The sequence below is a fragment of the Streptomyces roseicoloratus genome, assembly GCF_004117935.1.
GTDB lineage: Bacteria > Actinomycetota > Actinomycetes > Streptomycetales > Streptomycetaceae > Streptomyces > Streptomyces roseicoloratus.
The window spans coordinates 12,673-36,356 of sequence record NZ_SDOY01000067.1 but is presented as its reverse complement, the minus strand read 5'-3'; the positions used below and the strand labels follow the sequence as shown (position 1 = coordinate 36,356).

The following is a 23,684-nucleotide window of genomic DNA, read 5'->3' as shown; positions in this document are numbered from 1 at the left end:
GCGCGCGGGCTCGGCGCGGTGTCGGGCTCATGGCGGCCGTCGCCATCGCCGCCGCGGCCGTCGGCGGCGGGGCCGCGACGCTCGTGCAGCAGTGGACGGCCGGCGATTCCGCCGCCACCGCCGCCGGCGCGGTCAACGGCACCAACGTGGCCGCGAGCAGCAAGGGCACCGTCGCCGGCGTCGCCCAGGCCGTCTCCCCCTCGATCGTGGAGATCTCCGCGAGCTCCGGCTCCGGCAAGTCGACCGGCTCGGGCGTGATCATCACCTCCGACGGCGAGATCGTCACCAACAACCACGTCATCTCCGGCGCCTCCTCGATCACGGTGCGGACCTCGGACGGCAAGACGTACGCCGCCGACGTCGTCGGCACCGACCCCGACAAGGACCTCGCGCTCATCAAGCTGCGGAACGCCTCCGGCCTGAAGGCGGCGACGCTCGGCGACTCCTCCAAGGTGCGCGTCGGCGACGAGGTCGTCGCCATCGGCTCGCCCGAGGGCCTCACCGGCACCGTCACCAGCGGCATCGTCTCCGCGCTCGACCGCGACGTGACCGTCGCCAAGGAGGACGGGCAGGGGAACGGGCAGGGGAACGGCCAAGGCGGCCGGGACGGGGCGCCTTACGATCCGCGGCAGGGGTGGCCGTTCGAGTTCGGCGGGCAGCAGTTCAACGGCGACACCGGCTCCTCGAAGACCACCTACAAGGCACTGCAGACCGACGCCTCCCTCAATCCCGGGAATTCCGGCGGCGCGCTGATCAATATGAACGGCGAGATCATCGGCATCAATTCGGCCATGTATTCGCCGAGTGCCGCGAACGGTTCCACGGCCGGCAGCGTCGGTCTCGGATTCGCCATCCCGGTCGACACGGTCAAGGCCGACCTGGACGACCTCCGCTCCGGCGGTGCCGCCTGAACGCATGGGACGCTGAACCCATGACGGGACAGCAGGGAGCACAGGGAGCGCAGGGAGCGCAGGGGCAGCAGAAGGACGTCGAGGACGGCCTCGAGCGGATTCTGATCGTCGACGACGAGCCCGCCGTCCGCGAGGCGCTGCGGCGCAGCCTCGCGTTCGAGGGGTACGGGACCGAGGACGCCGTCGACGGGCTCGACGCGCTCGCCAAGATGGAGTCGTACGCGCCCGACCTCGTCGTCCTCGACGTCCAGATGCCCCGCATGGACGGCCTCACGGCCGCCCGCCGCATTCGGGCCGCCGGCTCGACCGTGCCGATCCTGATGCTGACCGCCCGGGACACGGTCGGCGACCGGGTCACCGGCCTCGACGCCGGCGCCGACGACTACCTCGTGAAGCCCTTCGAACTGGACGAACTCTTCGCCCGGATCCGGGCGCTGCTGCGGCGCAGCTCGTACGCCGCCGCCCAGGCGGCGCCCGCCGGCGGTCCGGTCGGCGAGGTGCTCGCCTTCGAGGACCTGCGGATGGACCTGGCCACCCGGGAGGTGACCCGCGGCGGGCGGGCGGTGGAGCTGACCCGTACCGAGTTCACGCTCCTGGAGATGTTCCTGGCGCATCCGCGGCAGGTGCTCACCCGCGAGCAGATCCTCAAGGCGGTCTGGGGCTTCGACTTCGAGCCGAGTTCGAACTCGCTGGACGTGTACGTGATGTATCTGCGGCGCAAGACGGAGGCGGGCGGCGAGCCGCGCCTCGTGCACACGGTGCGCGGCGTCGGCTACGTGCTGCGCGGCGGGCCTGCCGGAGGTCCGGAGTGAGGAGCCCGCTCGCGTGGTTCCGCTCGCGGCCGCTGCGCTCCCGGCTCGCGCTGCTGACCGCGCTCGCGGTGGCGGTCGCGGTGGCCGCGGTGTCGCTGGCCTGCTGGTTCGTGACGCGGGCGCAGCTGGAGAACGAGCTGGACTCGACGCTGCGCAGCAGCAAGGTCGACAACGCGTATCTGAACCTGGTGCTCGCGGGCTGCCGGTCCGGCCGCCAGGCGCCGCCGCTCGCCTCGTACACGGTGCAGCTGATCCTCGTCGACGGCACGGTCTGCACGTCCGGCCAGGCGAAGGTCCCGGCGCAGCGCGCGGACGTGGCGGTGGCCAACGGGCTGCTCGACGACACGCTGCACACGACGAAGGACGCGAACGGCCGGGAGATGCGCGTGTTCACGTACACCGACCCGAACCGTCCCGGCACGGCCGTCTCGCTGGCCCGTCCGCTCGCCGAGGTCGACAACTCGATGTCGACGCTCGGCTGGGTGCTGCTCCTGGTGTCCGGCATCGGCGTGGTCGGCGCGGGCGCGGCCGGGCTGTGGGTGGCGCGGACGGGCCTCGCACCGGTGGACCGGCTGACGGGCGCGGTCGAGCACGTGGCGGCGACCGAGGACCTGACGGTGCGGATCCCGGTGGAGGGCGAGGACGAGATCGCCCGGCTCTCGCGCTCCTTCAACGCGATGACGGCGGCGCTCGCGACCTCCCGGGACCGGCAGGCGCAGCTGATCGCGGACGCCGGGCACGAGCTGCGGACGCCGCTGACCTCGCTGCGCACGAACGTCGAACTGCTCGCGCGGAGCGACGAGACCGGCCGCGCGCTGCCGCCGGAGGACCGGCGGGCGCTGATGGCCTCGGTGAAGGCGCAGATGACGGAGCTGGCGGCGCTGATCGGCGACCTCCAGGAGCTGTCCCGGCCGGAGGCCGCCGCGCCGGGCCCGCTGGAGGTCGTGGCGCTGCACGCCGTGCTGCGCTCGGCGCTCGACCGGGCGCGGCTGCGCGGTCCCGAGCTGCGCTTCGAGACGGATCTCGCGCCCTGGTACGTACGGGCTGAGCCGGCGGCCCTGGAGCGGGCGCTGGTGAACGTCCTGGACAACGCGGTGAAGTTCTCGCCGCCGCGCGGGACGGTCGAGGTGCGGCTGATGCGCGGCGAGCTGACGGTGCGGGACCACGGTCCGGGCATTCCGGCGGACGAACTGCCGTACGTCTTCGAGCGGTTCTGGCGCTCGCCGTCGGCGCGGAGCCTGCCGGGGTCGGGGCTCGGTCTGTCGATCGTGGCCCGCACGGTCGGGCGTGCGGGCGGGACGGTGGAACTCGCCGCACCGCCGGACGGCGGCGGCACGGTGGCGACGGTCCGCCTGCCGGGCGCCCCGACACCACCGCCGGACGTGTCGGGGCCGGGGGTCGGTCCGGACGTGTCGGGGCCGACCCCCGGCCCGGACGTGTCGGGGCCGGGGGTCGGCTAGACGCCGCCCCGGCGCCGCCCCCCGGTCCACGTCGGCTAGTTGTGGCGGATGAGTGACTCGACCAGGCCCGCCCGGGTGTTGGGGTAGTCCATGGGGACGATGCCCAGGCCCTTCCAGCCGGCGCCCTCGCCGTCGAGCAGCGCGTGGACCTGCGGGTTGAGCCGGTCGGCGTTCCAGCGGGGCGGGAGGCCGGCCGCGGTGGAGACGAAGTTGACGTAGAACGGGCCGGGCCGGCCGGCGGCCTCGCGGAACTGGTCGCGGATCTTCGGCCACTTCCCGAACGGCTCGGCCTGGTAGTCGTCCTGGACGTCGAAGTGGCGGCCGTCGGCCCAGCGCAGTCCGGGCAGTCCGCCGTTGTCGGCGAGGAGGACCACCTTGCCGCGGGCCTCGCCGAGGGTGGGCACGCCGTCGCCGATGCGGAAGAGCGGCCGCCAGCCGCGGTTGTCGAGGTAGTCGTCGAAGATGGCGCGGAAGGTGGCGTCGGAGTCGCTCGAGTACTCCTGCTTGACCCGCATGAGGACGGTCTCGGAGGGGTGGGCGGCGAGGAAGTTCCAGCAGGCGACGAGGACGTCGCCGAACATCATGTTCTGGTAGAAGGCGCCGTGGTGGATCGCGAAGGATCCGCCGGTGACGCGGCACCGGACGTCCAGGAAGCGGATGCCGCTGTCGAGTTGCTGCGCGATGGTGGTGTTCTGGCACTCGGTCCACAGCCCGCCGTAGCGCGCTCCGGAGTCGTGCGTCCCGGGGATCGTGAGCTTCTGGAGCGGGGTGGGGTCACCGTGGGCCGCCATCCAGTCCTGTGTGCCGAGGGCGGTGGCCGCCCGGGCGGACGGGGCGCCCACGAGCAGGGCGGCACCGGCAGCGGCGGTACCCGCGAGAAAGCGTCGTCGGTCCATGGCCCGCACTATGACACCGCTTGACGTGACCCTGCCATAGCCGCGTACGAACCGGTTACCGCCGGGTACTCGGTCCGGCGGCGCCACCCGGCCACCCCGGACACCCCGGACACCCGACCGCCCCGGGCACTCGGCCACCCCGGCCACCCCGGCCACCCGGCAACCCCCGCGGTCACGGCGCGGGAGGCCCCGCGACCGCCCCGGGCCGCCCGGGGCCACCCGGGGCCACCCCGGGCCGCCCGAGGCCACCGGCGCTCCGTACCCGTGCGGAACCACGGGAGGGTGGTGCCCGCCGAAGCGGACACCACCCTCCCGTGGCTGCCTCCGAGGGCTACCCCACGTACCCCACGGCGGTTACTGCACGACCGTGATCCGGTTCGCCGCCGGCACCGCGAGCGGGGCCGTCGCCGACGAGTGGGCCGCCAGGTAGGCGTTGAAGAGGTCCAGGTCCGAGGCGCCGACCAGCTTGTTGGTGCCGGTCGCCAGGGCCGGGAAGCCGTCGCCGCCGCCCGCGAGGAACTCGTTCATCGCGACCCGGTAGGTCTTCGACGGGTCGATCGGCTCGCCGTTCAGCTTGATGCTGCCGTCGACGACGCGGTCCGCGCCCGTCTTCGTCATGTCGAGCGTGTAGGTCAGGCCCTTCGAGACCTGGAGGATCTTCACCGCGTTCAGGTTCGAGCCGCTGACCTGCTGCTTCAGCGCGGCGATCACGTTCGCGCCGGACAGGTCGACCACGTTCATCATGTTGGTGAACGGCTGCACCGTGAAGGCCTCGCCGTAGGTCACCACGCCGTCGCCCTCGCTGCCGGAGGCCTTGTACACGAGGTCCGCGCGGATGCCGCCCGGGTTCATGAAGGCGAGCTGCGCGCCGCCCTTGTCCGCGGGGGCCAGGCCCTCCAGCTGGGCGTCGGCGATCACGTCGCCGAGCGGCTTCTCGAAGGCCGTGGAGCCGCGGCCGTTGATGTCGGCGGCGATCCAGCCCTGCGGCCGGTTGGCGATCGGGGCCGCGAGCTCGTTCCAGTCCTTGATGAGCCGGCTCATGTCGCCGGCCTTCGGCACGTCACGCGTCACGACGTGGTTGGCCGAGTCGACCGCGGTGCGGACGATGTCCTTGGTGCGGCGGTCGTAGGTCAGCGTGGTGTCGGTGTACAGCTTGCCGAACGACGACGCCGAGGTGACCAGGCGCGGCTTGCCCGCCGGGTCGGGGATGGTGCACACGTACGCCTGGTGGGTGTGGCCCGTGACCAGCGCGTCGACCTGCGGCGAGACGTTCTTGGCGATGTCGACGATCGCGCCGGACACGCCCTCGCCGGTGCCGTCGCCGTCCCCGTCGCAGTTGTAGTTGTACGCGCCCGAGGCCGGCATGCCGCCCTCGTGGACCAGGGCGACGATGGACTTGACGCCCTTGCGCTCCAGGATCTTCGTGTACTTGTTGATCGTCTCGACCTCGTCGCCGAACTTCAGGCCCTTGACGCCCTCGGCGGTGACGACGTTCGGGGTGCCCTCCAGGGTCACGCCGATGAAGCCGATCCGGACGCCGTCCTTCTCCCAGACGAAGGTCGGGTCGAGCACCGGCCTGCCGGTCTTCTCGACGGTCACGTTGGCCGCGAGGTACGGGAAGTCCGCGCCGCGGAAGGGCTTGAAGCCCTTCTCCTCGCCGAAGCAGCCCGCGGTCGGGTGACAGCCGCCGTACTGCATGCGCCGCAGCTCGGCCGCGCCCTCGTCGAACTCGTGGTTGCCCACCGACGTGACGTCGAGGTCGAGGCGGTTGAGCGCGTGGACGGTCGGCTCGTCGTGGAAGAGGCCGGACACCAGCGGCGAGGCGCCGATCATGTCACCGGCGGCGGCCGTGATGGAGTAACGATTCCCCTTGCGGGCCTCGCGCAGGTGCGTGGCCAGGTACTCGACGCCGCCCGCGTCGACCTTCTCGGTGGTGCCGTCCTCCTTCACCCGGGTGACCTGGCCGGAGGAGCCGGCCGCCGGCTCCAGCGTGCCGTGGAGGTCGTTGAAGGAGAGGAGCTGGACGTCGACCATGCGGCCCCAGCCCTTGCCGTTGCCGTGTCCGGCCTCGGCGCTGCCCTGCGCGGCGCCGGCCGGCAGCGCCGCCACCAGCGCGCCGACGGTGGCGAGCCCCGCCCCGGCGGCGAGAATCCGCCGCCCCGCCTTGTTCTTCTTCCGTGTCGCTGCCATTTCTCCCCAGTTCCCTGAACGACTCCGGTGCTGCCCGCGCAGCCTAGAGTCAACGCGCGTAGCGCAACAGGGGGTCAGGGGTTACGAGCTGGTTGCCTTCGTCACTCCGTACGGCGGGATCCGGCCCGCCGGACACCCGCCGGACACCCGCCGACCATCCGCCGGCCGCCCGCCGAGCGCCCGCCGGCCGCTCTGTGGCCGCCGGAGCCGCACCGGCACCCGCCTGTTCCGCCGTCGCCCGCCGACCCTCCGTGCGCCGTCCATGTGACAGTCTCCGGGTGATCTCCCACGGGCCGAAGCGACGCGGCCGTAGGCTCGTGGACATGAATTCTGACGCGGCGCCGGCCCTCGAACCCGGTCGGCAGATCAACAGTTACGAAGAGCTGGGCCCCGAGCAGGTCGAGGCCGTCCTCGACCTCCTGGAGGCCGCCGACCGCGCCGACGGCGTGCACGCCGTGTCCGAGCAGGGGCGGCTCTACCTGCGCCACGGCAGGCGGGAGGGCGTGCGGCACTTCCTGCTCACCGTCGGCTCGCACCTCTACGGCTACGCCCAGCTGGAGGAGACGGACCCGATCGAGGCCCCGGCCGCCGAGCTGGTCGTCCACCCCTCGCACCGCGGCCGCGGCCACGGCCGCGCGCTCGGCACCGCCCTGCTCGACGCGTCCGGCAAGCGGCTGCGGGTCTGGGCGCACGGCGGCAAGTCGGCGGCCCGGCACCTGGCCCAGGTCCTCGGGCTCACCCTGTTCCGGGAACTGCGGCAGCTGCGCCGGCCCTTGGTGCCGCTCGACATCCCGGAGCCGGTGTTCCCCGAGGGCGTCACCGTGCGCACCTTCATGCCCGGCCAGGACGACGAGGCCTGGCTCGCGGTGAACGCGGCCGCGTTCGCCCACCACCCGGAGCAGGGCTCGCTGACCCAGCGGGACCTGGACGACCGGATGGCGGAGCCGTGGTTCGACCCGAAGGGCTTCTTCCTGGCGGAGCAGGACGGGAAGCTGGTCGGCTTCCACTGGACGAAGGTGCACGCCGAGGAGCAGCTCGGCGAGGTGTACGTGGTGGGCGTGAGCCCGGACGCCCAGGGCGGCGGCCTCGGCAAGGCGCTGACGGCGGTGGGTCTGCGGCACCTGGCGGGGCAGGCCCTGCCGACGGCGATGCTGTACGTGGACGCGGACAACACGGCGGCGGTGCGGGTGTACGAGGGGCTCGGCTTCCGGACCCACGAGGTGGACCTGATGTACCGCACGGAGTCCTGAGCCGCGTACGGACCGCGGAGTTCCGAGCTCCGAGGGACCGCACGGAGGCCTGAGCCGCGCAGGGAGCGCACGGAGGCCTGAGCCGCGTACGGACCGCACGGAGGCCTGAGCTCCGCGGCGCTCACAACACCACCCGAGAGGCGCTCACAACACCACCCGAGGAGGGGGCGGTTGACACCGCCCCCTTCTTTGCACCACCCTTTCACTACTTGATTAGTGAAAGGGTGGTGTACGTACGTGCTTGCCTACCGCATCGACCGGCGCAGCGGGGTCGCCACCTACCTCCAGATCGTCCAGCAGACCAAACAGGCTCTGCGGATGGGCCTTCTGGAGCCGGGTGACCGGCTTCCCACGGCCCGCGAGGTCGTGGAGGCCACCGCCATCAACCCGAACACGGTCCTCAAGGCCTACCGGGAGCTGGAGCGCGAAGGCCTCGTCGAGGCCCGCAGGGGCCTCGGCACCTTCGTCCGCGCCACGCTCGGCACCGGACCCGCCGACTCGCCACTGCGCGGCGAACTCGCCGACTGGGCCCGCCGGGCCCGCACGGAGGGCCTGGAACGGGACGACGTGGCGGCGCTCTTCACCTCCGTACTGAACGAGTTCTTCGAGAACGAGCACCACGACACCGAGCACCACAAGGGGGACGCATGACACCGGACACCGCGCTGAGGGCGGAAGGCCTCGGCACACGCTACGGAGGCCGGTCCCGGCCCTGGGCGCTGCGCGACTGCACCTTCGCCCTGCCCGCCGGCCGCGTCTGCGCCCTCGTCGGCCCCAACGGCGCCGGCAAGTCCACCCTGCTCGCCCTCGCGGCCGGCCTGCTCCGCCCCACCGCGGGCACCATCGAGGCACCGGAGCGGGAGCGCCTCGCCTACGTGGCACAGGACAAGCCGCTGTACCCGCGGCTGACCGTCGCCGACACCCTGCGCATGGGGCGCGAGCTCAACCCCGGCCGCTGGGACGAGGCCACCGCCGAGCGGGTGATCGCCGACGAGCTCGACCCCGGCTCCCTCGTCCGCGAGCTCTCCGGCGGACAGCGCACCCGCCTCGTCCTGGCCCTCGCCCTGGGCAAGCGCCCCGAACTGCTGCTGCTCGACGAGCCGATGGCCGACCTCGACCCGCTCGCCCGGCACCAGCTGATGGGCCTGCTGATGGCCGACGCCGCCGAACACGGCACCACCGTCGTGATGTCCTCGCACATCCTCACCGAGCTGGAGGGCGCCTGCGACCATCTGCTGCTGCTCCAGAACGGGCGGATCCGCCTGGACGGCTCCGTCGACGACCTCCTCTCCGGGCACGCCCTGCTCACCGGGCCCGCCGGCGGCGCCGGCCTCACCGCCCACACCGTCGTCGACTCCCGCACGACGGGCCGTCAGCTCACCGCGCTGATCCGCCGCGAGGGCCCCGTCGAGGGCCCGTGGGAGATCACCGACCCCACCCTCGAGGACCTCCTCCTCGCCCACCTGCGCACCCCCGAAGGAGCCCGGTCATGAGCACCCTCGCCCCGAAGGGCCTCTCCTGGGTGACGGTCCGCCAGTTCCGCCGGACGCTGTGGACGGCCGCGGCCCTCGTGCTCCTCGCCCTCGCCGGCACCGTCGCGCTGCGCGTCTGGGAGGCCCGGACGCCCGGCCGCCGGGCGGTCCACGGCGACCTCCTCGACGACGGCCTCGCCTACGACCTGCTGCGCCTGACCATGGAGTCCGGCGCGATGTACCTGCTCCTGCTGGTGCTGGTCACCGGCGCGTTCGTCGCGGGACCGCTCGTCGCCCGCGAGTTCGAGACCGGCACCTACCGGCTGAGCCTCACCCAGTCCCTCACTCCGGCGGCCTGGCTGCGCGCCAAGGTCCTCACCGCCGGTGCCGTCTCCACCGTGCTCACCCTCGCCCTCATGGGCGTCTTCCACATCGGATGGAGCCGGGTGTCGGGCACGTACAACCTCGCCTGGGGCGACCGCGGGCCGTACGAGTCCGGCGGCGTCGTCCTCCTCGCCTACGTCATCGCCTCCGTCGGCATCGGCACCCTGATCGGTCTCCTCGTGCGGCGCACCCTGCTCGCCATGGCGGCCACCGGGCTCGTCATGGGCGTGGTGCTGCTGGTCCTGGGCGCCGTGCGCTGGTCGTTCCTGCCGGTCCTCACGGTCACCGGGCCGACCGGCTCCGCGCTCGTGCCGCCCGCCGACATCCTCCAGACGGACATGGGCCTCACGACCCGCTCCGGCGGCCGCATGGCCGAGTGGGCCTGCTCCGGCCAGGCGGCGGACGCCGTCCCCGAGGACAGCGGGACCATGTCCGACGCGGCGTGGAACAACGCGTGGAACAAGGCGTACGACTCCTGCCTGACCGAGCACGGCGTCACCGGCCAGTACCTGGACTACCACCCGTACTCCCACTACTGGCCGACCCAGCTGATCGAGAGCGGCATCCTCCTCGCCCTCGCCGGCCTCGCCCTCTTCGCCGCCTTCCGCGTCCTGCGCGCCCGGCTGCCGTAGGAGCCAGGACGTCGCGAAGGCCGGGCCGGTCACGAGGGCCTGACCGCGAAGGCCGGGTCCGGCTACGGGGGGCCGGATCCGGCCGCGGCGGGCAGGCCACGGGCCCAACCGTGCGGGCCGGCGAGGGCCACGGGGGGCCACGGGGGTGCCTGATCCCGTCGCGGCGGGCACGCCACGGGCCCGACCGCGCGGGCCGGGTCCGGGCCACGGGGGGCCGGATCCGGTCCCCCTGGTCCGGGCCGGATCCGGTCCCGCCGGTCCGGGCCGTGCCCGGTCCCGCCGCCGATTCCCGCACGTCACGTCCCCGTTACCCGGCATTCAGACACGCTTGCGACGCTCGCTCGATGAAGCGCTCCGTGCCCGCCCGCCCGAGGGGCGGACTTCCGCCCGGAAGACTCCCCTCCCTCACGGCCCGCTCCGACGCGCCCGAGCAGCCCTCCGCGCGGAAGAATGGGACCATGAGCCAGCAGCCCGCCGAGGTCCCGGTCCAGTCGTCCACGAAGGCGTCCCCGCACGCGTCCGCCAAGGCGCGCACGAAGGCGAACGCGAAGACGGCCGCGAAGGCGTCCAAGACGTCCACCCGCACGTCCACCTCCACCACGGCCAAGACGCCCAAGGCCGCCGACACGACGGCCGAAGCGCCTGCCCAGCCCTCCCTCGGCTCCATAGCCGCGCACCGCCCGCACGCCGTCAACGGCGCCACGGTGAGCGACCTCGCACCCGACCTCGACGCCGACCTCGACGTGTACGAGGAGGACGGGGACTCCGCGACCGAACTCCCCCAGGGCCGCTTCCTCGACCGGGAGCGCAGCTGGCTCGCCTTCAACGAGCGCGTCCTCGAACTCGCCGAGGACCCGACCACGCCCCTCCTCGAAAGGGCGAACTTCCTCGCGATCTTCGCCTCGAACCTCGACGAGTTCTTCATGGTCCGGGTCGCCGGACTCAAGCGCCGCATCGCCACCGGCGTCGCCACCCGCTCCGCCTCCGGCCTGCAGCCCCGCGAGGTCCTCGACCTCATCTGGACCCGCTCGCGCGAGCTCATGGCCCGGCACGCCGCCTGCTACCAGCAGGACGTCGCCCCGGCCCTCGCCGACGAGGGCATCCACCTGATCCGCTGGCCCGAGCTCACCGAGAAGGAACAGGCCCGCCTCTTCACCCTGTTCCGGCAGCAGATCTTCCCCGTCCTCACCCCGCTGGCCGTGGACCCGGCGCACCCCTTCCCGTACATCTCCGGCCTCTCGCTCAACCTCGCGGTCGTCGTACGGAACCCGGTCAGCGGGCACCGCCACTTCGCCCGCGTCAAGGTGCCGCCGCTGCTCTCCCGCTTCCTGGAGGCCTCCCCCGAGCGCTACGTCCCGCTCGAGGACGTCATCGCCGCGCACCTGGAGGAACTGTTCCCCGGCATGGAGGTGCTCGCCCACCACATGTTCCGGGTCACCAGGAACGAGGACCTCGAAGTCGAGGAGGACGACGCCGAGAACCTGCTCCAGGCCCTGGAGAAGGAGCTCATGCGGCGCCGCTTCGGCCCGCCGGTGCGCCTGGAGGTCGAGGAGTCCATCGACCCGTACGTGCTCGACCTGCTGGTCCGCGAGCTGAAGATCTCCGACGCCGAGGTCTACCCGTTGCCCGGCCCGCTCGACCTCACCGGTCTCTTCGGCATCGCGTCCCTGGACCGGCCGGAGCTGAAGTTCCCCACCTTCGTCGCCGGCACCCACCGCGACCTCGCCGAGGTCGAGTCCGCCTCCGCACCCGACATCTTCGCCGCCGTGCGCGAACGCGACGTGCTGCTCCACCACCCGTACGACTCCTTCTCCACCTCCGTGCAGGCCTTCCTGGAGCAGGCGGCGGCCGACCCCGCCGTCCTCGCGATCAAGCAGACGCTGTACCGCACGTCCGGCGACTCGCCGATAGTCGACGCCCTGATCGACGCCGCCGAGTCCGGCAAGCAGGTCCTCGTCCTCGTCGAGATCAAGGCCCGCTTCGACGAGCAGGCCAACATCAAGTGGGCCCGCAAGCTGGAGGAGGCCGGCTGCCACGTCGTGTACGGCCTCGTCGGCCTCAAGACCCACTGCAAGCTGTCCCTGGTGGTACGCCAGGAGGGCGAGGTGCTGCGCCGCTACAGCCACGTCGGCACCGGCAACTACCACCCCAAGACCGCCCGCCTCTACGAGGACCTCGGCCTGCTCACCGCCGACCCGCAGGTCGGCGCCGACCTGTCCGACCTGTTCAACCGGCTCTCCGGCTACTCCCGCCGCGAGACCTACCGGAGGCTGCTCACCGCGCCCAAGTCGCTGCGCGACGGCCTGGTCTCCCGCATCGACAAGGAGATCGCCCACCACCGCGCCGGCCGGCCCGCGTACGTGAAGATCAAGGTCAACTCGATGGTCGACGAGGCCGTCATCGACGCCTGCTACCGGGCCTCCCAGGCCGGGGTGCCGGTCGACATCTGGGTGCGCGGCATCTGCGCCGTACGGCCCGGCGTCGCGGGCCTGTCCGAGAACATCCGGGTCCGCTCGGTCCTGGGCCGCTTCCTGGAGCACTCCCGCGTCTTCGCCTTCGGCAACGGCGGCGAGCCCGAGGTCTGGCTCGGCAGCGCCGACATGATGCACCGCAACCTGGACCGCCGCATCGAGGCCCTGGTCCGGGTCTCCGACCCCGCCCACCGGGCCGCCCTCACCCGGCTGTTGGAGACCGGGATGTCCGACACCACCTCCTCCTGGCACCTCGGACCGGACGGCAACTGGACGCGGCACGCGACGGACCCCGAGGGCCAGCCGCTGCGGCACGTCCAGGAGATGCTCATCGACGCGCGGAGGCGCCGACGTGCCCAACCCTGACCACGAGGACACCACCAGGACGGCCGGCGAGAGCGCGGCCCGCGACGTCGCCGCCGGCGGGACCACTTCCGACAAGGTCACCGCCGGCGAGGTCCTCGTCCCCTATCTGCACGCCCGGGCCGCGGACTTCCTCCGCGGCCTGCGGCTGCACGCCGGGAGCGGCGCCGACACCCGCGGCGCCGAGGAGGCCGCCCGCGCCCTGCGGGCGGCGGCCCGCCGCATCAGCGGCACCCTCCACACCTTCCGCCCCCTCCTGGACGCCGCCTGGGCCGACCGGCTGCGCGCCGAACTGGCCTGGTTCTCGGGCACGCTGGCCCTGGAGCACGCCTGCACCTCCCGGCTCGTCCGCCTCGCGGACGCCCTGTCCCGGCTGACGAGCGACGGAACCGCCACCCACGGAACCGCCGCCCACGGAACCGCCGCCCACGGAACCCAGCCGGTCGGCACCCCGCCCGGCGGTCCCCTGCCCGGCAGCCCCGTACCCGACGGCCCCGTACCCGACGGCCCCGCACCCGACGGCCCCGCACCCGGCGGTCCCGTATCCAGGAGCGCCGTGCCCGCCGCACGGGGCACCGAACGCAGCCTCACAGGGAGCCGTACGGACGGCTGGACGGGCGGTCGTACGGACGACGGCCGGGTCCTGGCCGTCGGTGCCGCCCGGGCCGGCGCCCTGCTCGAACGGCAGCTCACCCTCGCCCGGGCCCGCGCCCACTCGGCCGCCCTCCAGGCCCTCGGCTCCGCCCGCTTCCACGCCGTCGCCGACGCCGTCGCCGTGCTCGCCTCCGACGTGCCGCTCGGCCCGGCCGGCGCCGCGCCCGCCGCCGACGCCCTGGAGCCGCACGCGCGCGCCGTCGAGCACCGGCTGCTCGACGCGGTCGCCGCCCTGCCGCTGTCCCGCGCGGCCCACCCGTACAACGCCGAGGCCCTCGCGCTCATGGCGGGCGAGGCCCAGGACGCGCCCTGGCACCACACCCGCGGCCTGCTCCGCCTCCACCGCTACGCCACCGAGGTCCTCCACGGCGCCGCCGCACCGGACCCCGCCCTCTACGAGGCGGCCCGCGCCCTGGACCGGCACCGCGACGCGGCCGCCGCCGCCGCGGCGGCGGCCGCAGCCGCCCGCACCCCACGCATCGCCCAGGCCACCGCGTACACCCTGGGCGTCCTGCACGCCGACCAGCGCCACGAGGTCGAGGCCGCCCGCTTCGCCTTCCACCACGCCTGGTCCCGCACCACGGCGGCGGTGCCGTGATCCTCGCGGCGGGCTGCGTCCTGTGGCGCCCGGCCACCAAGGGCCAGGACCGGGACTACGGCAAGGGCAAGAGCCGGGACGACGCCAAGGACCGGGACAAGGGCTCGGGCATGGGCTCCGGCATGGGCTCCGGCATGGGCTCGGGCATGGGCTCGGGGAAGGGCTCCGGCATGGGCTCCGACATGGGCTCGGGGAAGGGCTCCGGCAAGGACAAGGACAAGGACGCGGACATCGAGATCGCCCTCGTCTTCCGCCCGAAGTACCAGGACTGGTCGCACCCGAAGGGCAAGCTGAAGCCCGGCGAGACCCTGGTGGCCTGCGCGCTGCGCGAAGTCAGGGAGGAAACCGGCCAGATCTGCGAGCTGGGCGTCCCGCTGCCGTCCGTCCGGTACCTCGCGCACGGCCGGCCCAAGGAGGTCCACTACTGGGCGGGCCGCGCCCTCGGCGGCGACTTCACCCCCACGCGGGAGATCGCCGCCCTGCTCTGGCTGCCGCCCGCCGAGGCCCGCGCCCGCCTCACCCAGCCACGGGACCGCGAACTGCTGGACGCCCTCCTCGCGACGACACCGCACTGATCCGCGGGAAGCGGCTCGGACCGGACCGCGCCCGCCGGCCACGATGCCACCAGCGCCCCCGGCCCGCACCCCACCCGGCGCACCCCGCCCGCGACCGCCCCACAGCCGCACCCGCCCGCGCCCCGCAGCGGCGTCCGCGTCCGCACCCCGCCTTCCGGCACGGTTCACCTCCCGTTCACTCCCCTCCGTCGACGGCTTCACCTGTTCCGCCTAATTTCGGTCGTGCACGGTGCGGAACCCAGTGATGCACCCACCAACCCGACACGCGCCGCCGTACAACGTTCAGGACACCCGGTCCGCGGCAGGCGGCTTCTGGAAGGAACACCCGAAAAGTGAAGCTTTCGCGCACGAACGGGCTTCGCGCCTCCGCGATCGGTGCCCTTGTCGTCTCCGGCGCGCTCGTCCTCTCCGCGTGTGGTTCGGACGACAACAGCGAGCCCTCCAAGGACGGGACCAAGACGTCCGCCGCCGCGTCGAACATCACGTGCGACGGCGCCAAGGGCCAGCTCCTCGCCGCCGGTTCCAGCGCGCAGAAGCACGCGATGGACCTGTGGGTGAAGAACTTCCAGGCCGCCTGCTCGGGCGTCGAGATCAACTACCAGTCGATCGGTTCCGGCGGCGGCATCACCAAGTTCAACCAGGGCCAGGTCGCCTTCGCCGGCTCCGACTCCGCACTGAAGGAGGACGAGGTCGCCGAGTCGCAGAAGATCTGCAAGGGCGGCAAGGGCATCAACCTGCCGCTGGTCGGCGGCCCGATCGCCCTCGGCTACAAGCTGGACGGCGTGGACGACCTGGTCCTGGACGCCTCCACCATCGCCAAGATCTTCGACAACAAGATCACCAAGTGGAACGACCCGGCGATCGCCCGGCTGAACCCGGGCGCCAAGCTCCCCGACTCCACCATCCAGGCCTTCCACCGCTCGGACGAGTCGGGCACCACCCAGAACCTCGGCAAGTACCTCTCCACGGCCGCCCCGGCCGACTGGAAGTACGACCCGAAGGCGAAGTCCTGGCCCGCGCAGGGCGGCCAGGCCGCCAACGGCTCCTCCGGCGTCGCCACCGCGGTCAAGGACGCCGAGGGCTCCATCGGCTACTTCGAGCTCTCCTACGCCACCTCCAACAAGATCTCCACGGTCAGCATCAACACCGGTGCCTCCGCCCCGGTCGCCGCGACCACCGACAACGCCTCCAAGGCCATCGCCGCCGCCAAGATCAAGGGCACCGGCAACGACCTCGCGCTGTCCCTCGACTACGCCACCAAGGCCGAGGGCGCGTACCCGATCGTCCTCGTCACGTACGAGATCGCCTGCGACAAGGGCAACAAGGCCGAGACCCTGCCGACCCTCAAGTCCTTCCTCACCTACGCCGCCGGCGAGGAGGGCCAGAAGGTCCTCTCCGACGCCGGCTACGCCCCGCTCCCGGCCGAGATCGCGGCCAAGGTCCGCGAGATCGTCCCGACCCTGTCCTGACCGACCCGACCCAGCCCGGGTGCGGCCCCCGCCCCCCTCGCGGGAGGGCCGCGCCCGGCATCCGGTGCACCGCCGCCAGGAGCACGCCCGTACCCACGCGACCCACGCATCGCGCCCGTACCGCCGCTCCGCAGACCGGAGAACACAGATGGCTACGACCACACCCGACTCCCCAGGCATACGCGGGGCCCGGCGCGCCAGGAGCGCGACCCGCCCCGGTGACCGGGTCTTCAGCGGCCTGTCCCGCGGATCCGGCATCACCCTGCTCGTGATCATGGCCGCGATCGCGGTCTTCCTGACCTACCGCGCCGCCCTCGCCGTCTCGCGGGACAGCGCCAACTTCTTCACCACCTTCGAGTGGAACCCGGCCGGCAGCCCGCCGGTCTTCGGCATCGCCGTCCTCGCCTTCGGCACGGTCGTCTCCTCGGTCGTCGCCATGGCGATCGCCGTGCCGGTCGCCATCGGCATCGCGCTGTTCATCTCGCACTACGCGCCGCGCAGGCTGGCGAAGCCGCTCGCGTACGTGGTCGACCTGCTCGCCGCGGTGCCCAGCATCATCTACGGCCTCTGGGGCGCGATCTTCCTGGTCCCGTACCTCGACGGCCTGAACAAGTGGCTCGACCGGTTTCTCGGCTGGACCTACGTCTTCGACAAGTCCGGCGACGGCGTCGCCCGCAACATGTTCACGGTCGGCATCCTGCTGGCGATCATGATCCTGCCGATCATCACCAACGTGACCCGCGAGGTCTTCCTGCAGGTGCCGCGGATGCACGAGGAGGCCGCGCTCGCCCTCGGCGCCACGCGCTGGGAGGTCATCCGCATGGCGGTGCTGCCCTTCGGCCGCTCCGGCATCATCTCCGCGTCCATGCTCGGCCTGGGCCGTGCGCTCGGCGAGACGATGGCCGTGGCCGTCGTCCTCTCGCCCAGTTTCGTGCTCTCCGGCCGGCTCCTCGACCCGGGCGGCGGCACCTTCGCCCAGAACATCGCCGCCAAGTTCAACGAGGCCGACGAGTTCGGCCGGGACGCGCTGATCGCGTCCGGCCTCGTCCTCTTCGTCATCACCCTGCTGGTCAACGGCGCCGCCCGCATGATCATCGCGCGCCGCAAGGAGTACTCGGGGGCGAACGCATGAGCCACGCCGTCCAGCAGCGTCCGGCCACCGCGGCCGCCCCGCTCCGCTCCCGCCCCCTCTCCCACGCCCGCCTCCCCCGCTGGACGCCGGCCGCCGTCGCCGCCGGCTCGGTCCTCGCGGGCTGCGGCACCGGCCTCGCCGCGGGCTGGCACAGCCGGGTCCAGTGGGGCCTGCTCTCCGCACTGCTCTTCGTCGTCACCACCTATGTCCTCACCGCCCGGGTGGAGGGCTCCCGGCAGGCCAGGGACCGCGTCGCGACCAGCGTGATCTGGGTCAGCTTCGTGCTCGCCGTCGTCCCGCTGCTGTCCCTCGCCTGGGTCACCGTCAGCAAGGGCGTGGAAGTCCTCGACGGCTGGTTCCTCTCCCACTCGATGAACGGGGTCCTCGACGCCGAAGCCGGCGGCGGCGTCTACCACGCGCTGCTCGGCACCGTCGAACAGGTCGGCATCGCGACCCTGATCGCCGCCCCGATCGGCCTGATGACCGCGGTCTACCTCGTCGAGTACGGCGGCGGGCGGCTCGCCAAGGCGGTCACCTTCTTCGTCGACGTCATGACCGGCATCCCGTCGATCGTCGCGGGCCTCTTCGTCCTCGCCACCTGGAACCTGATGCTCGGCTTCGGCCCCTCCGGGTTCGCCGGCGCGATGGCCCTCGCGATCCTGATGATGCCGGTCGTGGTCCGCTCCACCGAGGAGATGCTGAAGCTCGTCCCGAACGAGCTGCGCGAGGCCTCCCTGGCCCTCGGCGTCCCCAAGTGGCGCACCATCCTGAAGGTGGTCCTGCCCACCGCGATCGGCGGCATCACCACGGGCGTCATGCTCGCCGTCGCCCGCATCACCGGCGAGACGGCCCCCGTCCTCCTCCTCGTGTTCGGCACCAAGCTCATCAACCCGAACCCCTTCGAAGGCGCCCAGTCCTCGCTGCCGCTCTACGTGTACGAGCAGTACGCGGTCGGCACCGACGCCGCCGTGGCCCGCGCCTGGGCCGCCGCGCTCGTCCTGATCGCCTTCGTCATGATCCTCAACCTGGTGGCCCGCGGCATCGCCCGCTGGAAGGCCCCCAAGAACAGCCGCTGACCGGCGGCCCTCCGGAAGTGAACTGACATGGCCAAGCGAATCGACGTCAGCGGCCTCTCCGCGTACTACGGCAGCCACAAGGCGATCGACGACATCTCGATGACCGTCGAGCCGCGCTCCGTGACGGCCTTCATCGGCCCGTCCGGCTGCGGCAAGTCCACCTTCCTGCGCACCCTGAACCGCATGCACGAGGTCACCCCCGGCGGCCGCGTCGAGGGCAAGGTGATGCTGGACGACGAGAACCTGTACGACGCCGGGGTCGACCCGGTCGCGGTGCGCCGCACCGTCGGCATGGTGTTCCAGCGCCCCAACCCCTTCCCCACCATGTCGATCTTCGACAACGTGGCGGCGGGCCTGCGCCTCAACGGCTCGTACCGGAAGTCCGAGCTGAACGACGTCGTCGAGCGGTCCCTCAGGGGCGCCAACCTCTGGAACGAGGTCAAGGACCGTCTGAACAAGCCGGGCTCCGGCCTCTCCGGCGGCCAGCAGCAGCGCCTCTGCATCGCCCGCGCGATCGCGGTCGAGCCCGACGTCCTGCTGATGGACGAGCCCTGCTCGGCCCTGGACCCGATCTCCACCCTCGCCGTCGAGGACCTGATCGGCGAGCTGAAGGAGCGCTTCACGATCGTCATCGTGACCCACAACATGCAGCAGGCCGCCCGCGTCTCGGACCGCACCGCGTTCTTCAACCTCGCGGCCGTGGGCAAGCCCGGGAAGCTGATCGAGCTGGACGACACCGCGCGCATCTTCTCCAACCCGAGCGTCCAGGCGACCGAGGACTACATCTCCGGCCGCTTCGGATAGACCGCTGCGGGGCAGACCGCTGCGGACACCGTCCGCTCCGGATGGGCCGCTGCGGACCGATCGCTCCGGACCGATCTCCGGACCGATCGCTCCGGAAGGACCGCTCTGGAAGGACCGCTCCGGAAGGACCTCTTCTGTCGGATTCTGCCGGAGCAGGGTCGGACGGACGGGCCGCGGTGTCCAGCCGAGGCCGCCGCCGCCCCGGGACGGCGAGGACACGCGCGAAGACCATGCGGCGCCGCGCCGCCGCGTGGCGTCGTACGGCGCTGCATGGCGGTGCCGCCGTACGACGACGGGCCCGGCTCCCCCACAGGGAGCCGGGCCCGACCGCGTACCGGGGCAGGAACCCTGCCCGTCGCGCTCTAACCGAAGACGAGCTGCACCACGTAGAAGCTCAGCGCGGCGACCAGCGCCGCCGCCGGCATGGTGATGAACCAGCCCAGGATGATGTTCTTGGCGACGCCCCAGCGGACCGCGTTCACCCGCTTCGTGGCGCCCACACCCATGATCGCGGAGGTGATGACATGGGTCGTGGAGATCGGCGCGTGGAAGACGAACGCCGAGCCGAACATGATCGAGGCGCCCGTGGTCTCCGCCGCGAAGCCCTGCGGCGGGTCCAGCTCGATGATCTTGCGGCCGAGGGTCCGCATGATCCGCCAGCCGCCCGCGTACGTACCGAGCGAGAGCATCACGGCACAGGCGATCTTGACCCAGACCGGGATCGCGTCGCCCTGGTCCTGCACGTCGGCGATGACCAGCGCCATCACCACGATGCCCATCGTCTTCTGGGCGTCCTGGAGGCCGTGGCCGAGCGCCATGCCGGCCGCCGAGACGGTCTGGGCGATGCGGAAGCCGCGCTTGGCCTTGTGCGGGTTGGCCTTGCGGAAGATCCACAGGATCGCGCACATGACCAGGTAACCGGCGATCAGACCGACGACGGGCGAGACGAACATCGGGATGACGACCTTGTCGAGGACGCCGCCCCAGATGACCTCCGTGCCGCCCGCCAGCGCCGCGCCCACCATGCCGCCGAACAGCGCGTGCGAGGAGGACGACGGCAGACCGAAGTACCAGGTGACCAGGTTCCAGATGATCGCGCCGACCAGCGCGGCGAAGAGGATGCCCATCCCCTTGTCGCCGTGCGGCGTCTCGATCAGGCCCTCGCTGACGGTCTTGGCGACGCCACTGCCGAGGAAGGCACCGGCGAGGTTCATGACCGCGGCCATCGCGAGCGCCGCGCGCGGGGTCAGCGCCCGGGTCGACACCGAGGTCGCGATGGCGTTCGCGGAGTCGTGGAACCCGTTCGTATACGTGAAGCCGAGCGCGACACCGATGGTCACGATCAGAGCGAAGGTGTCCACGAAGCCTCAGGACTCCTTGACCGCGATGGTCTCCACCGTGTTCGCCACGTGCTCGAAGGCGTCGGCGGCCTCTTCCAGCACATCCACGATCTGCTTGAGCTTCAGCACCTCGATGGCGTCGTACTTGCCGTTGAAGAGGTGGGCGAGCAGCTTGCGGTGGATCTGGTCGGCCTGGTTCTCGAGCCGGTTGACCTCGATCCAGTACTCGGTGAGGTGGGCCATGGTCCGCAGGTTCGGCATGGCCTCGGCGGTCAGCTCGGCCGCGCGCGCCAGCACCTCGATCTGCTGCTCGACGCCCTTGGGCAGCTCCTCGATGTTGTAGAGGACGACCAGGTCGACGGCCTCCTCCATGAAGTCCATGATGTCGTCGAGGGAGGAGGCGAGGGAGTAGATGTCCTCGCGGTCGAACGGCGTGATGAACGAGGAGTTCAGCTGGTGGAAGATGGCGTGGGTCGCGTCGTCGCCGGCGTGCTCCGCTGCCCGCATCCGTTCCGCGATCTCGGCCCGGGCGGAGGGCTCCGCTCCGAGCAGTTCCATCAGGAGCTTGGCGCCCGTGACGATGTTGTCCGCGGACGCGGCGAACATGTCGTAGAAGCTCGTCTCCCTGGGGGTCAGACGAAATCGCACGTGGGGTCCTCGGGGTGCTGGGTTTCGGTCAGGCTGATGCTAGGCGCATCATCCGGCCACGGCTAACCGGCGTCCCTTCAGTGTCGCCCATCAGGCACAGTGATCTGCACGGGCCCCCGCCCCGATCCGCGGGGATCGGTACCATATACCCACGAGGGGTATACACACCCTTTCTGGACAGCGGGAGGACGCGATGACGACCACCGAGGCGGCGGCCGAGGTCACCCCCGAGACCGCCGAGACGACCGGCCACGAGCACGGGGTGCACGGCTACCACAAGCAGAAGGACGAGCACCTCAAGCGGCTGCGCCGCATCGAGGGCCAGATCCGCGGCCTGCAGCGGATGGTCGACGAGGACGTCTACTGCATCGACATCCTCACGCAGGTCTCCGCCTCGACGAAGGCCCTGCAGTCCTTCGCCCTCCAGCTCCTGGAGGAGCACCTGCGGCACTGCGTCGCGGACGCGGCGACGAAGGGCGGCGACGAGATCGAGGCGAAGGTCGAGGAAGCCACGAAGGCGATCGCACGGATGATGCGCACCTGAGCCCGCCGCGGGGCGGGGCGCTCGGGCCGCCTGCGTCCGGTGGCCGCCGGAGGCGCCGCGGACGCGGGGCAGCCGACGCACGGTGACGGCCAGAGCGTGCCTCGGGCACGCGTGCGGGCGGGGTCCTCGGAGACCGCTCGGGCGCGCTTACGTGCGGGGCCCGTCCTCCGACGGTCCAGCGGCCTTCGCGAACGACGGTCCAGCGGACTTCCCCGTCTTGCTGTCCAGCGCCCTTCGCGAACGACTGTCCAGCGGCCTTCCCCGTCTTGCTGTCCAGCGCCCTTCGCGAACGACCCTCTAACGGCCGTCGCAGCCGACGCGGAGGACCTCGTCGATGCGGTCGGCACTCAGCCGCTCCTCGTCGATCCCCGAGGCCGCGATGATCAGCTCGCCGCAGAGCTCGATCTCGGCAAGGGCGACGCACTCGAGATCGAGCGGCGCGGTCGCGGTACCGGGCGGCGGAGCCATGCGCGTTCACCTCTTCCTGCCGACGTCGCCTCCCAGCGTAGGGAGCGGCACCCGGACCGCACATGACACGTCCGGACCATTTGCCCATGGTTCGCAAGAGAGGATCAGGCCGTAGAAGGGATCGAGCCGCAGGGTTCAGGCCTGCGGAGGCCTCGCGGGCGCACGCCCCACCGGGTCCGGGCCGGCGAAGGCCCGAGGAGCACCCCCGCACCGGGCCCGGGACCTCGCGGTCCTCAGGCCTCGATCTTTCCGGCGTAGATCTCCGAGCGGTCCGGCAGCGTCACGGTCACCCGCGCCCCGAACCCGTACAGCAGCGTCGTCGACGCGACGGCGACCGTCCGCCCCTGGTTGCTGAAGCTGAACTGGTGGCGCACCTTGCGCAGCCGCCCCTCCCGGTCCAGGTACGCGTCGAACGGGACCGTGTCCGTGGTGAACCCTTTCGCCGCCGCGGCCAGCGCCCCCCGCACCTGCGGCGAGGCCAGCCGGGCGGCCTCGGCGATGTCCGCGACACCGCGGTAGTGCCGGACCTTCACGCCCGCGAGCTCGATCTCCCCCACGTACGACGCCTTGCGCACCCCGCGCAGCAGCTCGGCGGCGGCGGCCGGGTCGGTGGCGCCACCGGTGACGAGGTTGCCGTCGTCGAGGGCGGTGGTGTCGACCCGTACCCACTTGTCGGCGGGCACGCCGGCGCCGCGGTTCTTCATGTAGAGCGCGCCGGGCGCGAGGAGCTCCGTGATCGGCCGGTGCGCGCTCCCGCCGGCGGCGTCCTTGGGCAGCACGACCTGGAGGCTGCCGGTGCGCCGGCGGAAGTCGTAACGGCCCTCGCCGCGGATGGTGACCCGGGTCCCGCCCGAGGCCATCTCCATGGACGTGCTCGCCTTCGACGACCCGGCCCGGGTCAGCGCCTCCGGCGCGTCGCGCACGGTCAGCACGGGATCGCCGCCCGGTGCGCCGTCGTCACCGGAGGCGGCGCAGCCGCCGACCGCGCCGCCGCCGCCGACCATCAGCGCCACGGTCATGACCCACGCCCGGCTCGTGCGCCCGTTCCGCACCACCATCGCCTGCCAACCCCCAACGCCCTGCCGCCAGTGTCCGGATCCCGCCCACCGGATAACGACGGTCCGGGCACGCCGTCACGCGCGGGACGCGCGGCCCGCGCAGTACGGTGGGCGCCGTGCATCAGGACGGGCGTCACGACGGGCATCAGGGCGTATCTCACGACACGGAGACCGCGGAGAGCGGTGCGTTCGCCTTCGCCCGCTGCGCCTGCGGCTGGCGCGGCCCGGCCCGCAGGTCCCGCGACCGCGCCCGTACGGACGCGAGGACGCACGAGACGACGGACACGGCGCCGTAACCGACCGACCAGCCGGCCGGCCAGGTCAGGGCCACTGCCACGGCCACTGCTCACGACCACGGCCACGGAGACGGCCACGCCGCGGCGGCCACGGAGACGACGGCGGCGCCGAGAGCGGCGCACTCGCCGACGGCGACGGAGCCACCCACCGCGCGAGCACCGCGCGAACGCGGCAGCGGAC

General features: G+C 72.4%; 22 protein-coding genes. 16 read left to right on the top strand and 6 right to left on the bottom strand.

Annotated features, from left to right (window positions below; genetic code table 11):
- From ESG85_RS06100 to ESG85_RS06090, 3 genes are all read left to right on the top strand, one after another.
- Nucleotides 1-911 (top strand): S1C family serine protease (locus ESG85_RS06100; protein WP_128976998.1); only part of this gene is annotated, 911 nt, incomplete at its 5' end.
- A 20-nt stretch (nucleotides 912-931) separates the two neighbouring features.
- Nucleotides 932-1,723, top strand: coding sequence for a response regulator transcription factor (locus ESG85_RS06095; protein WP_246094828.1), 792 nt, complete (start codon nucleotides 932-934; stop codon nucleotides 1,721-1,723).
- On the top strand, nucleotides 1,720-3,183 hold the full coding sequence (locus ESG85_RS06090; RefSeq protein ID WP_128976997.1) for a sensor histidine kinase: 1,464 nt from the start codon (nucleotides 1,720-1,722) through the stop codon (nucleotides 3,181-3,183). Before ESG85_RS06095 ends, ESG85_RS06090 begins: the two co-directional genes overlap by 4 nt.
- Before the next feature lie 35 nt (nucleotides 3,184-3,218).
- On the opposite strand, the gene ESG85_RS06085 is transcribed toward ESG85_RS06090, so the two are convergent.
- Together ESG85_RS06085 and ESG85_RS06080 are read right to left on the bottom strand one after the other, a co-directional pair.
- Nucleotides 3,219-4,079 carry a phosphatidylinositol-specific phospholipase C gene (locus ESG85_RS06085; protein WP_128976996.1) on the bottom strand — a complete coding sequence of 287 codons (861 nt, stop codon included), beginning with the start codon at nucleotides 4,077-4,079 and terminating at the stop codon, nucleotides 3,219-3,221.
- A gap of 354 nt (nucleotides 4,080-4,433) precedes the next feature.
- Nucleotides 4,434-6,269: a bifunctional metallophosphatase/5'-nucleotidase gene (locus tag ESG85_RS06080; RefSeq protein WP_128976995.1), complete on the bottom strand. Its 1,836-nt coding sequence runs from the start codon at nucleotides 6,267-6,269 to the stop codon at nucleotides 4,434-4,436.
- A gap of 323 nt (nucleotides 6,270-6,592) precedes the next feature.
- On the opposite strand from ESG85_RS06080, the gene mshD reads away from it, so the two are divergent.
- The 11 genes from mshD to pstB all read left to right on the top strand — a co-directional run bounded on the left by mshD (nucleotide 6,593) and on the right by pstB (nucleotide 19,149).
- The gene (mshD, locus tag ESG85_RS06075) at nucleotides 6,593-7,519 is read left to right on the top strand and encodes a mycothiol synthase (RefSeq protein ID WP_128976994.1); all 927 of its coding nucleotides are present in this window, start codon (nucleotides 6,593-6,595) and stop codon (nucleotides 7,517-7,519) included.
- A 237-nt stretch (nucleotides 7,520-7,756) separates the two neighbouring features.
- Nucleotides 7,757-8,170 (top strand): GntR family transcriptional regulator, encoded by a 414-nt coding sequence (locus tag ESG85_RS06070; RefSeq protein ID WP_128976993.1) that lies wholly within the window; start codon nucleotides 7,757-7,759, stop codon nucleotides 8,168-8,170.
- Nucleotides 8,167-9,012, top strand: coding sequence for an ABC transporter ATP-binding protein (locus ESG85_RS06065; RefSeq protein WP_128976992.1), 846 nt, complete (start codon nucleotides 8,167-8,169; stop codon nucleotides 9,010-9,012). Before ESG85_RS06070 ends, ESG85_RS06065 begins: the two co-directional genes overlap by 4 nt.
- Nucleotides 9,009-10,007: an ABC transporter permease gene (locus ESG85_RS06060; RefSeq protein ID WP_128976991.1), complete on the top strand. Its 999-nt coding sequence runs from the start codon at nucleotides 9,009-9,011 to the stop codon at nucleotides 10,005-10,007. Before ESG85_RS06065 ends, ESG85_RS06060 begins: the two co-directional genes overlap by 4 nt.
- A gap of 344 nt (nucleotides 10,008-10,351) precedes the next feature.
- A complete protein-coding gene (locus ESG85_RS06055) occupies nucleotides 10,352-12,844 on the top strand; it encodes an RNA degradosome polyphosphate kinase (protein WP_128976990.1) in 2,493 nt (830 codons plus the stop codon).
- Between the two features lie 106 nt (nucleotides 12,845-12,950).
- On the top strand, nucleotides 12,951-14,093 hold the full coding sequence (locus ESG85_RS06050) for a CHAD domain-containing protein (protein ID WP_128976999.1): 1,143 nt from the start codon (nucleotides 12,951-12,953) through the stop codon (nucleotides 14,091-14,093).
- A gap of 170 nt (nucleotides 14,094-14,263) precedes the next feature.
- Nucleotides 14,264-14,668 carry an NUDIX hydrolase gene (locus ESG85_RS06040; protein ID WP_246094831.1) on the top strand — a complete coding sequence of 135 codons (405 nt, stop codon included), beginning with the start codon at nucleotides 14,264-14,266 and terminating at the stop codon, nucleotides 14,666-14,668.
- A gap of 332 nt (nucleotides 14,669-15,000) precedes the next feature.
- Nucleotides 15,001-16,137 (top strand): phosphate ABC transporter substrate-binding protein PstS, encoded by a 1,137-nt coding sequence (gene pstS / locus ESG85_RS06035; protein WP_128976988.1) that lies wholly within the window; start codon nucleotides 15,001-15,003, stop codon nucleotides 16,135-16,137.
- A gap of 148 nt (nucleotides 16,138-16,285) precedes the next feature.
- Nucleotides 16,286-17,269 (top strand): phosphate ABC transporter permease subunit PstC, encoded by a 984-nt coding sequence (gene pstC, locus ESG85_RS06030; RefSeq protein ID WP_128976987.1) that lies wholly within the window; start codon nucleotides 16,286-16,288, stop codon nucleotides 17,267-17,269.
- Nucleotides 17,266-18,345 (top strand): phosphate ABC transporter permease PstA, encoded by a 1,080-nt coding sequence (gene pstA, locus ESG85_RS06025; protein ID WP_128976986.1) that lies wholly within the window; start codon nucleotides 17,266-17,268, stop codon nucleotides 18,343-18,345. Before pstC ends, pstA begins: the two co-directional genes overlap by 4 nt.
- Nucleotides 18,346-18,372: 27 nt before the next feature.
- On the top strand, nucleotides 18,373-19,149 hold the full coding sequence (gene pstB / locus ESG85_RS06020) for a phosphate ABC transporter ATP-binding protein PstB (RefSeq protein WP_128976985.1): 777 nt from the start codon (nucleotides 18,373-18,375) through the stop codon (nucleotides 19,147-19,149).
- Between the two features lie 362 nt (nucleotides 19,150-19,511).
- On the opposite strand, the gene ESG85_RS06015 is transcribed toward pstB, so the two are convergent.
- Together ESG85_RS06015 and ESG85_RS06010 are read right to left on the bottom strand one after the other, a co-directional pair.
- The gene (locus ESG85_RS06015; RefSeq protein ID WP_128976984.1) at nucleotides 19,512-20,510 is read right to left on the bottom strand and encodes an inorganic phosphate transporter; all 999 of its coding nucleotides are present in this window, start codon (nucleotides 20,508-20,510) and stop codon (nucleotides 19,512-19,514) included.
- 6 nt (nucleotides 20,511-20,516) lie between these two features.
- Nucleotides 20,517-21,137 carry a DUF47 domain-containing protein gene (locus tag ESG85_RS06010; RefSeq protein ID WP_128976983.1) on the bottom strand — a complete coding sequence of 207 codons (621 nt, stop codon included), beginning with the start codon at nucleotides 21,135-21,137 and terminating at the stop codon, nucleotides 20,517-20,519.
- Nucleotides 21,138-21,330: 193 nt separating this feature from the next.
- Between ESG85_RS06010 and ESG85_RS06005 the strand changes: the two genes are divergently transcribed.
- Nucleotides 21,331-21,681 (top strand): metal-sensitive transcriptional regulator, encoded by a 351-nt coding sequence (locus tag ESG85_RS06005; protein ID WP_128976982.1) that lies wholly within the window; start codon nucleotides 21,331-21,333, stop codon nucleotides 21,679-21,681.
- 297 nt (nucleotides 21,682-21,978) lie between these two features.
- Here ESG85_RS06005 and ESG85_RS34850 read toward each other — a convergent pair whose 3' ends face one another.
- Together ESG85_RS34850 and ESG85_RS06000 are read right to left on the bottom strand one after the other, a co-directional pair.
- Nucleotides 21,979-22,149, bottom strand: coding sequence for a hypothetical protein (locus ESG85_RS34850; RefSeq protein WP_164986174.1), 171 nt, complete (start codon nucleotides 22,147-22,149; stop codon nucleotides 21,979-21,981).
- Nucleotides 22,150-22,382: 233 nt separating this feature from the next.
- Nucleotides 22,383-23,207, bottom strand: a complete 825-nt coding sequence (locus ESG85_RS06000) for an SCO4651 family lipoprotein (protein WP_128976981.1) — start codon at nucleotides 23,205-23,207, stop codon at nucleotides 22,383-22,385.
- A gap of 116 nt (nucleotides 23,208-23,323) precedes the next feature.
- Between ESG85_RS06000 and ESG85_RS35730 the strand changes: the two genes are divergently transcribed.
- Nucleotides 23,324-23,503 (top strand): hypothetical protein, encoded by a 180-nt coding sequence (locus ESG85_RS35730; protein WP_128976980.1) that lies wholly within the window; start codon nucleotides 23,324-23,326, stop codon nucleotides 23,501-23,503.
- Nucleotides 23,504-23,684: the final 181 nt, after the last annotated feature.